9 protein-coding genes are annotated in these 13711 nt (G+C 35.9%); 8 read left to right on the top strand and 1 reads right to left on the bottom strand.

Annotation, left to right across the window (positions count from 1 at the left end):
• The first annotated feature begins 52 nt into the window (after window positions 1-52).
• Together DSM02_RS15880 and DSM02_RS15885 are read left to right on the top strand one after the other, a co-directional pair.
• Complete coding sequence (locus DSM02_RS15880) at window positions 53-1027, top strand: polyprenyl synthetase family protein (RefSeq protein ID WP_128766542.1); 975 nt, start codon at window positions 53-55, stop codon at window positions 1025-1027.
• A 13-nt stretch (window positions 1028-1040) separates the two neighbouring features.
• Window positions 1041-1382, top strand: coding sequence for a hypothetical protein (locus DSM02_RS15885; protein WP_128766543.1), 342 nt, complete (start codon window positions 1041-1043; stop codon window positions 1380-1382).
• Here the strand turns inward: DSM02_RS15885 and DSM02_RS15890 are convergent.
• Window positions 1363-1878 (bottom strand): hypothetical protein, encoded by a 516-nt coding sequence (locus DSM02_RS15890; protein ID WP_128766544.1) that lies wholly within the window; start codon window positions 1876-1878, stop codon window positions 1363-1365. The genes DSM02_RS15885 and DSM02_RS15890 overlap by 20 nt on opposite strands.
• Window positions 1879-2043: 165 nt before the next feature.
• Between DSM02_RS15890 and DSM02_RS15895 the strand changes: the two genes are divergently transcribed.
• The 6 genes from DSM02_RS15895 (at window position 2044) to DSM02_RS15925 (ending at window position 13687) form a co-directional block, all read left to right on the top strand.
• Window positions 2044-4803: a 2-oxoglutarate dehydrogenase E1 component gene (locus DSM02_RS15895; RefSeq protein ID WP_128766545.1), complete on the top strand. Its 2760-nt coding sequence runs from the start codon at window positions 2044-2046 to the stop codon at window positions 4801-4803.
• A gap of 48 nt (window positions 4804-4851) precedes the next feature.
• The gene (gene odhB / locus DSM02_RS15900) at window positions 4852-6144 is read left to right on the top strand and encodes a 2-oxoglutarate dehydrogenase complex dihydrolipoyllysine-residue succinyltransferase (RefSeq protein ID WP_128766546.1); all 1293 of its coding nucleotides are present in this window, start codon (window positions 4852-4854) and stop codon (window positions 6142-6144) included.
• 561 nt (window positions 6145-6705) lie between these two features.
• The gene (locus DSM02_RS15910; RefSeq protein ID WP_128766547.1) at window positions 6706-7296 is read left to right on the top strand and encodes an RNA polymerase sigma factor; all 591 of its coding nucleotides are present in this window, start codon (window positions 6706-6708) and stop codon (window positions 7294-7296) included.
• A 72-nt stretch (window positions 7297-7368) separates the two neighbouring features.
• Window positions 7369-8472, top strand: a complete 1104-nt coding sequence (locus tag DSM02_RS15915) for a FecR family protein (protein ID WP_128766548.1) — start codon at window positions 7369-7371, stop codon at window positions 8470-8472.
• A 42-nt stretch (window positions 8473-8514) separates the two neighbouring features.
• Window positions 8515-12180 carry a SusC/RagA family TonB-linked outer membrane protein gene (locus DSM02_RS15920; RefSeq protein WP_240674080.1) on the top strand — a complete coding sequence of 1222 codons (3666 nt, stop codon included), beginning with the start codon at window positions 8515-8517 and terminating at the stop codon, window positions 12178-12180.
• A 10-nt stretch (window positions 12181-12190) separates the two neighbouring features.
• Window positions 12191-13687, top strand: a complete 1497-nt coding sequence (locus DSM02_RS15925; RefSeq protein ID WP_128766549.1) for a RagB/SusD family nutrient uptake outer membrane protein — start codon at window positions 12191-12193, stop codon at window positions 13685-13687.
• Window positions 13688-13711 lie beyond the last annotated feature (24 nt).

Genomic DNA, 13711 nt, shown 5'->3' on the forward strand with positions numbered 1-13711 from the left:
TGAGAGTTGAGTTCAGATTTAGTGTCTTATTTTAGCTGAAAATTTAATGAGTATGCTGCGCATTGATCAATACACAGAAGTGTTTGTTGAGTACTTAAATAGTAAAATTACAGAGCGAGAGCCTAAGAATTTGTACGACCCCATCAATTATATTCTACAGTTAGGAGGGAAGCGCTTGCGACCGGTTTTGATCTTAATGGCAACTGATATTTTTGAATCTGATCATAAAAAAGCGTTAGATGCTGCACTAGCAGTAGAGGTTTTTCACAATTTTTCGCTGGTTCATGATGATATTATGGATGATGCTCCCTTGCGTCGTGGTCAGGATACTGTACATGAAAAATGGGATGTAAATACCGGTATTCTTTCTGGAGATGCTATGCTTATTAATGCGTACCAATTATTTGAAAATTATGAAGGGGAAATTTTCAGAGAGTTGGCAAAGCTTTTTAGTAAAACAGCGATAGAGGTTTGTGAGGGACAGCAGTATGATGTAGATTTTGAAACGCGCGATGATGTTACGCTTCCTGAATATTTAAAAATGATTGAATATAAGACCGCTGTGTTAGTAGGGGCTGCTTTAAAAATGGGAGCAATTGTTGCAGAAACCACAAAGATCAACTGTGACCGTATTTATGAGTTTGGGCGTGATTTAGGGATTGCATTTCAATTACAGGATGATTATTTAGACGCTTTTGGTGATCCTAAAACCTTTGGTAAGCAGGTAGGTGGAGATATAATCGAAAATAAAAAGACCTTTCTGTATCTTACTGCATTAGAAAAACTAGATCCTGCGCAAAGCATTCAACTGCAACATTTATTTACAATAAACCCACAAGATCCATCAGAAAAGGTTGAAACAGTAAAACAGCTTTTTGTTGAATCGGGAGCTTCTGAAGCAATACAGAAAGAGATAGAAAGTTATACCCATCAGGCGCTTAAAGTACTTGATGAGTTAGACGTGAAAGAAGAAAATAAAGAGAACTTACGCGAGTTTGCACAAGCTTTGATGTATAGATCGGTTTAACAATTTGCAAAAGATGGAAGCAGGAATTCAGATTTTACAGAAAGCAGAAGCTGCTAAATTGTATAAAGATCTGATCATTCAGCTTAATAAAGACTTTTTGCGTGCCGGAATAGCTGACCAGTTTGGTGAAAAATTGACCCCTGAAGCTTTGGTGCGTAACTTAACGGCAACTTTGTACACTACTATCGTTTCAGATTTTGAGGCTTATCTCAATTTGCTTTACGTCATTGATGTTTCAGAATCAAAAATTAAAAAGTTACCGCAGCAAGAAGTTCACGAATTTGCCCTTGCTGTTTCAGCATTGATCTTAGAACGAGAGTTTGTGAAGGTTTCTTTTAAAAATAGAAACGAATAAACGGTTGTATGGCGCTGGTGTAGATGAGGTTATCATCTTTAAATAAAACATTGTAACGAGCGCCTATTGTAACAGGTCCAGAACGATAACCAGCCCCCAGGAAAAGAGCGGAATTCCAAAAATCTCTGTTTCGGTTTCCTCCATCCAATTCTTGTATTTGTGTAACATAAAGCTCTTCAAACTCTGCAGAAAGCTGAATTATAGGCAGCGGGTTTGCTAATGCGATAATGCTACCTCCCACAATTGACGATTTGTACCTGCCATTTTTTATATACGAATAGCTCAAGCCTGGCCCTGCAGCAAAATACGGATTGAAATTATAAACGGCGCTTGGCGAAATATTTGCAGCAAAATAATCCTGACCAAAATTTAAACCAAGACCCCCTCCAATAGCTACCCGATCCCAAAAATCAGATCGCGCAAACTGAGCTGTTGATTCAATTGAAAATAGCGTTACAAAAAGTATCGTAATTATTAACGTAGCAATCGATTTCATAAAGTAGTCTTTATAGAATTTGCAGATCTGTTATATAGATGTTAAATCCTGATTTTAAAATGTTAATGATAGGCATAAAAATAGATAAGGACACGTCTTGTGGAGCGTAAATATTGTATTTTTGACAAATTATTGCTTAAAAAATCGACAGATTTAACTTATAAAATGGATAGATTTTCATTTCTAAATGCAGCAAATACTGCATACTTCGCAGAATTATACGATAAATATTTACAGCATCCTGATAGTGTAGAACCCAGTTGGAGAGCTTTTTTTCAAGGATTTGACTTCGGAATGGAAGAGCGTGGTTTAGCGCCAGATGTTGCTCCTCAACCTACCAGTTCGGGTGTTCCTGAAAACCTTCAGAAAGAATTTCAGGTTGTAAAACTAATTGATGGTTATCGAACTCGTGGGCATTTGTTTACTAAAACAAATCCCGTGCGTGATCGTAGACAATATACTCCTTCATTAGAGTTGGGGAATTTTGGATTGAGTCAGAATGACTTAGATACCACTTTTACGGCTGGTGAAATTCTGGGTATTGGGACTACTACGCTTCGGGAAATTATTATACATCTTGAGAAGATTTATTGTGAATCTATTGGTGTAGAATATATGTTTATCAGAAAACCTGAAGAGATTCAGTGGATTCAGGATAAACTCAATATCAATGATAATCATCCTGATTTTTCTGCTGAGACTAAGAAGAAGATTCTAAAAAAATTAAATGAAGCTGTTTCTTTTGAAACCTTTTTGCATACGAAATATGTAGGTCAAAAGCGTTTCTCTTTAGAAGGAGGGGAAAGTTTTATTCCGGCTGTAGATGCGATTATTGAAGCTGCTGCAGATCTTGGTGTAAAAGAGTTTGTGATGGGTATGGCTCACCGGGGGCGTTTAAATACCTTAACAAATATCTTCGGTAAAAATGCTAAAGACATCTTTAGTGAGTTTGATGGTAAAGATTACGATCAGGAAGTTTTTGACGGAGATGTGAAATATCACTTAGGTTGGACTTCAAGTCGCCTTACTGATAGTGGAAAAGAAATCAACATCAATATTGCGCCAAACCCGTCTCACTTAGAGACCGTGGGTGCGGTGGTTGAGGGTATTTCTAGGGCAAAGCAAGACCGTCATCACTTTGACAATCCGCAAGAGGTTCTACCTATTGTTGTGCACGGTGATGCTGCAATTGCAGGCCAGGGAATTGTTTATGAAGTAATACAAATGGCACAATTAGATGGGTATACTACAAAAGGTACTATTCATATTGTGATCAATAACCAGATAGGTTTTACCACAAATTATCTGGATGCACGTTCTTCAACCTATTGTACAGATGTTGCTAAAACGACCTTGTCACCAGTACTTCATGTGAATGCAGATGATGCAGAAGCGGTAGTGCACGCAGCGCTTTTTGCGCTCGATTTTAGAATGACATTTGGCCGTGATGTATTTATTGATCTTTTGGGATATCGTAAATACGGACATAACGAAGGTGATGAGCCGCGTTTTACACAGCCTAAATTATACAAAGCGATTGCTAAACATGGTAATGCTCGGGATATATATGCAGATCGTTTAAAGTCTGAAGGCGTAATTGATGAAAGTTATGTTAAACAGTTAGAAGAAGAATATAAAGATAAGCTTGAAGAGAAGTTAGAAAAATCTCGAGAGGAAGATACTACACGTATAACGGCTATTATGCAGGATGAGTGGGAAGGTTTTGAGCCTGCTACTGAAGATGAGATGATGAAGCCGGTAGATACCACTTTTGATCTTGAGGGTCTTACAGAAGTTGCAAAGTCAATCACAAAGCTTCCAGAAGATAAAAAGTTCTTACGTAAAATAAATAAGATTATTGAAGGGCGTCGCGCGATGTACTTTGATGATAATAAAATAGATTGGGGTCTTGCGGAATTGCTGGCTTATGGGGTGTTGCTCAAAGAGGGTTTTGATGTGCGGATGACCGGGCAGGATGTAGAGCGTGGTACGTTCTCACACCGTCACGCAGTAACTAAAGTAGAAGATAGCGAAGAAGAAATTGTATTGCTTAATAATCTTGAAGGAGAGCAAGGGCATATGTATATTTTCAACTCGCTACTTTCTGAGTATGGCGTTGTAGGTTTTGATTACGGGTATGCCATGGCGAGTCCAAAAACACTCCCTATCTGGGAAGCACAGTTTGGTGATTTTAGCAACGGAGCACAGATTATGTTAGATCAATACATTTCTGCTGCAGAAGATAAATGGAAACTTCAAAACGGTCTGGTCATGTTATTACCGCATGGCTATGAAGGTCAGGGGGCAGAACACTCTTCGGCACGTATGGAGCGTTACTTACAGCTGTGTGCAGTAGATAATATGTATGTTGCAGATTGTACTACACCCGCAAACTTCTACCACTTACTACGTCGTCAATTAAAGACTAACTTTAGAAAGCCGCTTATTGTTTTTACTCCAAAAAGTTTGTTGAGACATCCTAAAGTGATCTCTACAAAAGAAGAGTTGGCTAACGGAAGTTTTCAAATGACTATAGATGATTCGGAAGTAAAAGCAGATCAAGTAAAAACACTCGTATTTGTAACCGGTAAATTCTATTATGATCTGCTGGCACAACGCGAAGAGTTGGGGCGTGATGATGTTGCTTTAGTTAGAGTAGAACAGTTGTTTCCACTTCCTAAAAATGAAATTAGAGCGGCTATAGAAAAATATAAAAATGCAGACGATGTTGTGTGGGCTCAAGAAGAGCCACGTAATATGGGAGCTTATGGTCACTTATTGATGCATTTACCTGAAGCGCAAAAATTCAGAATTTGCAGCCGTAAGTTTTATGGTGCACCAGCAGCGGGTAGTTCTGTACGTTTTAAGAGAAGACATCAGCGCGTAATTGATGACGTGTTTGATAAAAATTCAAATAACCAATAAAAGAAAATTTCGCGAAAGCGATAGAATAAAAGTTAATACAAGAGAATTATGGCTTTAGAAATGAAAGTCCCTTCACCGGGAGAATCGATCACCGAAGTTGAAATCGCACAATGGCTTGTTGAAGATGGAGATTATGTAGAAAAAGATCAGGCAATTGCTGAAGTTGATAGCGATAAAGCAACCTTAGAATTACCTGCTGAAGCGAGTGGGATAATCACATTAAAAGCCGAAGAAGGTGATGCTGTTGCCGTAGGTGAGGTGGTTTGCCTTATAGATACAGATGCTCCAAAACCTGATGGAGACGATAAAAAAGCGTCAGGAGATGAAGGTAGTGGGGGTGATGCTGCGAAAGATCTTGATAAAAAGGACGAGAAAACACCAGATACTAATGAGAAAGGTGATGCTAAAAAAGAAGAACCTTCTAAATCAAGTACACCTAGCCAGTCTCAGGATAAGAAATCGTATGCTTCAGGAACACCTTCTCCTGCAGCTAAAAAGACTTTAGATGAAAAAGGTGTTGATGCAAAAGATGTAAAAGGTTCAGGTCGTGACGGTCGTATTACAAAAGACGATGCGGTAAACGCACAACCTTCTATGGGTACTCCGGGAACCGGAAGCCGTGGAGAAAGCCGTTCTAAAATGTCTATGTTGCGTCGTAAAGTTGCAGAGCGTTTAGTTTCAGTTAAAAACGAAACTGCGATGCTTACTACTTTCAACGAGGTAGATATGAGTGCTATTTTTGAGTTACGTAGCAAATACAAAGAAGATTTTAAATCCAAGCACGGTGTAGGTCTTGGTTTTATGTCATTCTTTACATTAGCTTGTGTGCGTGCATTAGAAATGTACCCTTCTGTAAATTCTATGATAGACGGTAAGGAAATGTTGACCTATGACTATAAAGATATTTCTATTGCAGTTTCTGGTCCAAAAGGATTGATGGTACCGGTAATTAGAAATGCTGAAAATCTAAGTTTCCGCGGTGTGGAGTCTGAAGTAAAACGTCTGGCTCTTAGAGCACGTGATGGTCAAATCACAGTAGATGAAATGACCGGCGGAACGTTTACTATAACAAATGGTGGTGTTTTTGGCAGTATGCTTTCAACGCCTATTATCAACCCTCCACAATCTGCGATTTTAGGAATGCACAATATTGTTGAGCGTCCTATCGCACGTGATGGAGCGATTGCAATTGCGCCAATTATGTATGTGGCACTTTCTTACGATCACCGTATTATTGACGGAAAAGAATCTGTAGGATTTTTAGTGGCTATAAAAGAAGCTATAGAAAATCCAGAAGAGTTATTGATGGATAATAATGTTCTTAAAGCTTTAGAAATGTAGAAATTTCGCAACTGCGAAATACTCTTAAATAACAAAGCTCACAGGTTTTAAAATCTGTGAGCTTTTTTTATTTTTTCTCAATTAAAACTTCTTCTACAAGCTGCTTGAGTTCTGCATCTAAAGAAATATTGGGAAACGTTCTGCCCGCCTGGCGATACCAGTATTTGGCATTCCAGTCGTCGCCTTCAGCGCGGTGCAGGTGGGCGTGAATGGGCTGCCCATCGGGCTGTTGATGTCCTGAGCATTACCGTGCGATTTATCCCAGTCTCCTTTTGTTTGATCCTAGACTGATTTGGGCTTTTTACTCCAATTTTCTGGAGGTATTATTACATCAAGAATTTTCTTGAAGTCTGTCTAAGATTGTAGAGATGACATTATCTAGTATGTTGTTGACAGTTTAAAATACTTTTAGTTTGTGTGAATGATAATATAAACTATTAAAAAATAGGATATTGAAAATATAATGATCTTGTTTTTTAATTTTAGTAAAATTGCTTGTTATATATTATTTTGTTGTTAATAATTGTTAAGTAATGAAGCATAAACTAGTAATTTTAAAATATGAATACAATTACTATAATAGATTCTTTGAGAAGGAAAGAGGATTCTGCGTACGGTGACTTGTATGCGAACTACAATCAGGATCTAGTTTCTTTTGCTAATACTTATTTGTATGATAGGGATTTGGCGAAAGATATTGTTCAAGAAGCATTTGTTTATTTATGGGAGAACTCAGAAAATATATCTATTAATCATTCATTGAAGAATTACTTGTATGCAACGGTGAGAAATAGGTGCTTAAATGAGCTTAAGCGGTTAAAAATTGTAGATAGTAGTGGTTTGTTAGATTTCATGTCTAAAGTGAATTCAGATTTTTATGAAGAGGTGGATGCTGAGCAGAACACTTATAAAGTTCATGTGATTAAAAGAGCTGTAAAAGAGCTTCCGAAGAAAATGAGGGAAATAGTCACTATGAAATATTTTAAAGAGTATTCTTATAAAGAAATTGCAGATGAGCTTAATATATCAGTTAATACAGTTAAAACTCAGCTGAAACGAGCTAAGTTAAAAATGTCTGAGAAGCTTGTTTCTGATACAGGCTTAAGGATAGTAGGCTTTTTAGCTCTTTGTACTACTACTATTTTAAGTTAATTTTAAAATTTTCTCTTTTTTTGTCACCCTTTTATTAGAATAAATTGTCTTCTCTATATAATTGTATATATAGTGATTGATTTTAAGTTAATTTACAAGAAGATAAATAAAAACCTTTCAGAGTCTGAGGAACAGGCTTTTCAAGCATGGTTTAATGAAAGCTCTTCTCATAGAGAATACTACTATAAAGTTAAGAATCAGTTAGAGGAAGAGAAATCTTTAACTCCTAAGAAAATTATGAAGACATATTTTTCTTTAAAATGGAGTGCAGCTGTATTTATAGTTTTTCTTAGTGTTTCAACGTATGTCTTTTTTAGTTCCACTAGTATTTCTGAACCAGTATTAGTAGATGAAGTACAATTTGAGAATCCTATAACTCCATCTAAGACCAAAGCAACTTTGATTTTGGCTAATGGGAGAAGTATCAAAATTGACACTAAGAGCAAATTTAAACACAAAGATGTTGAGGTTGTTGAAGATAAAATCTTGTATACTAAAGATACTTCACCTGTAGTTTCTGAACTTAGATTCAATACCCTATTTGTTCCTAAAGGTGGTTTTTTTGAATTGATTTTGAGTGATAATACTAAGGTTTGGGTAAACTCTGATTCACAACTACGATATCCCGTCAAATTTATTGATAGCCAACCAAGAACAGTTGAATTGATTACTGGTGAGGCTTACTTTGAAGTGAGTCCTAGCTCAGAGAATAATGGAAATCGCTTTGTTGTGGAGGTTAATAAGCAACAAATAGAGGTTTTGGGAACCCATTTTAATGTTAAGGCTTATGCTAATGACGATAAGCATGTTACAAGTCTTTTAGAAGGAAGTGTGAAGTTGACTTATTTAGGTGCAGAACATTTTCTTAAGCCCAATCAACGGGCAGTTATATTTAAAAATTCAGGCATCGTAAATGTAGAGAATGCGACAGTTGATGATGATGTCTTGTGGAAGTCTGGGGTATTTGCATTTAGTGATTATACATTAGAGGATATTGGAAATGTGCTAATGCGTTGGTATGATGTTGAAATTAATATTACTCGGAATGATTTAAAGCAGAAGAAGTTTAATGGCGTTCTTAGGAAAAATCAAAATTTAGGTCAGATACTCAATATTCTTTCAAAATCTATCTCTCTAAAATATTCACGTAGTGGAAATCACATTGAAATTTACTAATTCTCAAACCTTTTCAATTTAAATAATTCTAACCCAGTTTTTATGAAAGAAAACATTACTAACAAATTTTATACCCCTCCTCGGGTTATATTCCAAACTACTATGAAGATCTTTATTCTCCTATTCTGTACATCAGTGCTGGCTTTAACACCGGGTAAATCTGTATCACAAAAATCTAGAGTATCTTTTGAAAAGGATATGACTATCAGTGTTGATGATGTGTTGAAGATTGTAAAAAATCAAACAGATTATAATTTTGTTTACCCAGCAGATATGTTTGCAGGTATGCAAAATATTGAATTATCTAAAGGTGATTTTTTGCTCGAAAATTTATTAAAGAAGGTTTTAGAAACTTCAGCTATTGATTTTGAAGTTGAAGGAGAAAAAACTATTGTTTTTTCAAAAAATCAAAATCTAGGTCTTATACAAAGGCAGATCCAGGGAATCGTTAAAGATGAGTCAGGAATGCCTTTGCCTGGGGTGACTGTCTTGGTTGAAGGAGCTTCAAAGGGAACAAGCACAGATTTTGACGGTAAATATACAATTTCTGCGCAGATGGGTGAGGTTCTTGTCTATTCGTATATAGGCTTTGAGAAGAAGAGAATTACAGTTGCAGATGATTCTGTTATCAATGTCTCATTGCAAGCCTCTGTAGAATCACTAGATGATGTTATTATTACTGGATTTCAGAATATTAAAGAGCAAGTTTTTACGGGTGCTGCCCAGACATTGAAGGCAGAAGATATTGAAATAGCAGGGGTGCCTCAGGTTTCTCGTCTTCTTGAAGGTAGAGCAGCAGGGGTTACGGTACAGAATGTGTCTGGTACCTTTGGGGCAACACCTAAGATTACCATAAGAGGGTCTTCCTCTATATTGGGTGACACCAAGCCTTTATGGATTATCGATGGGGCGATACAAGAAAATATCGTCAATGTCAATGTTAACGACTTAGCTTCGGGAGATGCAAATACTTTATTAGGTTCTGCGGTTGCAGGTATCAGTGCTGCTGATATTGAAAGTATTGAAATATTAAAAGATGCTTCAGCATCTGCACTGTATGGGGCAAGGGCGTTAAATGGTGTGATAGTTATAACAACTAAAAGCGGTAAGCGTAATCAAAAAACACGTGTAAATTATTCTGTTGAAAACGCGGTGCGTGTTGTTCCTAATTACGGGCAGTTTGATCTTTTAAACTCTCAGAGAACTATAGGTGTCTATGAAGAATTGTCTGATAAGGGGAGACTTAACTACCCCTTAAGTTTGCAAGGTAGATATGGTGGGGTATATCATATATTAGCAAGGAATATAAATACTTATAATGAAACTTCTGGGGCTTTTGGAGTAAGTAATACTCCGGAAGCGCGTAATCGTTTTTTACAACAATATGAGTTGGCTAATACAGATTGGTTTAAAACTCTTTTTAGACCAAGTCTTACACAGACGCATTCCTTAAGTTTTACCGGAGGAGGTGAAAACAGTACATCTTACTCTTCAATAAGTTATTATACAGATCCGGGCTGGACAGTTGCTGATCGCGTACGTAGACTAACTGGCAATATGAGAAATAGATTCTTCTTAGCTGATGATAAGCTGATTGTAGGGACTAATATTCAAGCATCCTATAGAGATCAAAATGCTCCTGGAACATTCAATAGGCAAAATGACCCTGTAAATGGCACATTTACAAGAGATTTTGATATAAACCCCTTTAGTTATGCATTAAATACGAGTAGAGCTATTAGACCCTATGATAATAATGGGGATTTAGAATATGTGCGATTTAATTGGGCTCCATTTAATATTATCAACGAACTTGAAAAGAATACATTAAAAATTAATGTGTATGATATTCGTTTGCAGGCAGATTTAGAATATAAGCTTTCTAAAGACTTAAAATATAATTTTTTAGGAACTGTTAGATATGCTAATTCTACCAGAAATCATAAAGTACGTGAAGGTTCAAATGGAGCAGAAGCATATAGATCTGCTGAAACTTCTATTGTTAGAAATCAAAATATTTTTCTGTATTCGGATCCAAGTAGGCCAAATGAAGATCCTAGAGTAGTAATGCCTTACGGAGGTATTTTAGAGCGAACAGACAACTCTATAACGACTTATACAGTTAGAAACTCCTTGAATTTTGATAAAACTATAAACGATCTTCATACAGTAGGCTTATATGCTGCTCAAGAATATAGATATAATGATAGGTATGAGCATCGTAATAGAAATTATGGAGTTCAGTTTGGTAAAGGAAATGTACCCTTTTTAGATCCTGATTTATTTGATAAGCTCATTGGTGAAGGTGTTGATTATTATTCGGTTTTTGAAACGCGTCAGCGAGAGGTGACTTTTTTGGCAAAGCTTTCTTATGATTATGACAGTAAATATATATTCAATATTTCAGGAAATTATGAAGGTTCTAACAGAGCTGGTAGATCTAACTCTTCACGTTGGTTACCAACTTATAATGCTAGTGCAAGATGGAATGCAGGTCAAGAGGATTTTATAAAGAAATCAGGATGGATTTCTAAGTTGTCTTTTAGAGCTGGATACGGCTTAATAGCCTTGCTTGCTGATAATGTTAGTAACAACCTTCCTGTTTTTAGAAATGCATTAACTAATAGATTATTTTCTGATGATAGAGAGAATTACATTACGATAGAAGATTTACAGAATAGTGATCTTACTTGGGAACAAACTAGAGAGCTTAATATTGGTATGAATGCAGGTTTTCTCAATAATAGAATCTCTTTAGATTTAGATTTATATACTCGTAAAGGAGCAGATTTAATAGACTTTGTAAGAACATCTGGTATTGGTGGAGAATTCTTAAAGTTAGGTAACAATTCAGAATTGCTGACTAAAGGTATTGAAGCTCAATTGACAACTCATAATATTAAGACGGATGATTTTTCTTGGGATACAACGTTAAATGCTTCTTACTTTGATCAAGAGATATCTAAGATTGCTCAACGCCCTAATGTTTTAGATCTTGTAGATGATACTGGAGGCAATGTTGTAGGTAAGCCAGTAAATGGCTTATGGTCATTTGATTTCGCTGGGCTTAGTGATCAAGGTTTCCCTACTTTTAACCTGGGGGATGGTGAAGATCCACTAAGAGATATCGATTTTCAGGATATCGAAGATATCACAGATTATTTAGTTTATGAAGGCCCTACGCAGGCTAACTTCACAGGAGGACTATCTAATAGTTTTAAGTATAAGAATGTTGATTTCAGTTTCTTTGTAACATTTGCTCAAGGTAATAAAATTAGACTGGCACCTACATTTAGTGCCGTTTATAATGACTTATCTGTATTTAGCAGAGATTTTAATGACAGGTGGTTAATTTCAGGGGATGAAAATGTTACTTCTGTTCCTACTATCCCATCAGGAGCTCAGTTATCTGCTTACGGACAGAATACCTTAACAAGAGCTTATAATGCTTATAATTATTCAACACAACGTGTTGCAGATGGTAGTTTTATACGGATGCGTAATATAAGTTTAGGATATAGTTTTACTTCAAACGTTTTGAGTAGACTAAACTTAAGTCAGCTACGCGTGTCTGCACAAGCTACAAACCCATTTTTAATCTATTCAGATAGTAAATTAAATGGTCAGGATCCAGAATTTATAAGATCTGGAGGAGTCGCTCAACCTGTACCAAAACAGTATACAGTTTCACTAAATCTTGCATTTTAAAAACAACACTATGACTATTAATACAAATAAAATTTTAAAGAGTGTGTTCTTCAGTAGTGTATTTCTATGTGTCTCCTGTAATGATGTACTTGATGAAGTTCCAGATAATAGAACAGAAATAGATTCAGCTGAAAAAATTGGTGAATTGCTAACTGGAGCTTATCCAGAAGGAGCATATATTCCTTTTTTAGAGCCAAGAACAGATAACGCTGAAGATAAAGGTCGAGCAGGAGGAGATGAGCGTATAAACAGAGAATCATTTTTTTGGAATGATGTTTTTGATCCAGATAACGATTATCCTTTGAATTATTGGAACTCTGCTTATTCTGCGATTGCTCAAGCTAATCAAGCCTTAGTTTCTATTGAAGAATTAAGGAGTTCTGGAATGGAAGATAATCTTGATAAATACGAAGGAGAGGCCTTGTTAGCACGTTCTTATGCGCATTTTATGTTGTTAAATATTTGGGCTAAGCCTTATGACAGTGCGACAGCAGAAAGTGATTTAGGAATACCTTATGTTGAAGAGCCAGAAACAGTACTTATTAAAGAGTATGAGAGAGCTTCTGTGGCAGAGGTTTATAGAAATATTGTAGCTGATTTAGAGCGTGGTTTTTTACTAATTGAAGATGATTATGAGAAAGAAAGTTTTCATTTTACAAAAGAAGCAGCAGCTGCTTTCGCTTCTAGAGTTTATTTACATTTAGGTCAGTGGGATAAAGTAGAACAATTTTCAAATTTCGTACTGTCAAGTGATAATATATCTAATCAACTTAGAGATTGGGTGTATTATCGTAGTTTGACCTATAGTCAAATTTCAGCTTTATACAGCTCATCTGATGAGCCTGCTAATTTGTTGGTGGTTTCTGCAGGTTCATTATATGCTAGAAATTTCTTTAGTGCTCGTTATCAATTAGCTCCAGGTCTTAGTAATGAGCTTTTTTCTAATGGTAACCCTACAGGAGGGGCGTGGGCTTATCCATTATACGGAACTGATCTTGCTTATAATATTCCTAAGTTTTCAGAATATTTTAGAGTAACAAATGCAAGTGCGAATATTGGTAATGCATATGTGCAATATGTGTTATTATCTACTGATGAAGTTCTACTGAATTTAGCAGAGGCTAAAGTGATGCTAGGAAAAGAGTTTGAAGCTTTGGATTATATTAATTTATACTTAAGTAAAAAAACAAGGAATTATAATGCTGGTTTTATTTTATCTCCACAAAATTTTTCAGACTATTATAGCAATACAAATTTTGAATATAAGCCTTTTTATAATCTTAATCCTGAGCAAATTCCATTTATACATGGTTTGCAGGAGTTACGTAGAAGAGAATTTTATGAAGAAGGTCTTAGATGGTTTGATATTAGAAGATTCCATTTGGCTATCAATCATTTAGATACAGAAAACAGAGAGACATTTACTTTGGAGAGTGGTGATTTGAGGTATTCTTTACAAATTCCTAACGAAGCGGTTTCATTTGGATTAGAGCCTAATCCAAGATAGTAGATTTTAAAAATAAACATCTTA

This window comes from Leeuwenhoekiella polynyae (assembly GCF_004104075.1).
GTDB lineage: Bacteria > Bacteroidota > Bacteroidia > Flavobacteriales > Flavobacteriaceae > Leeuwenhoekiella > Leeuwenhoekiella polynyae.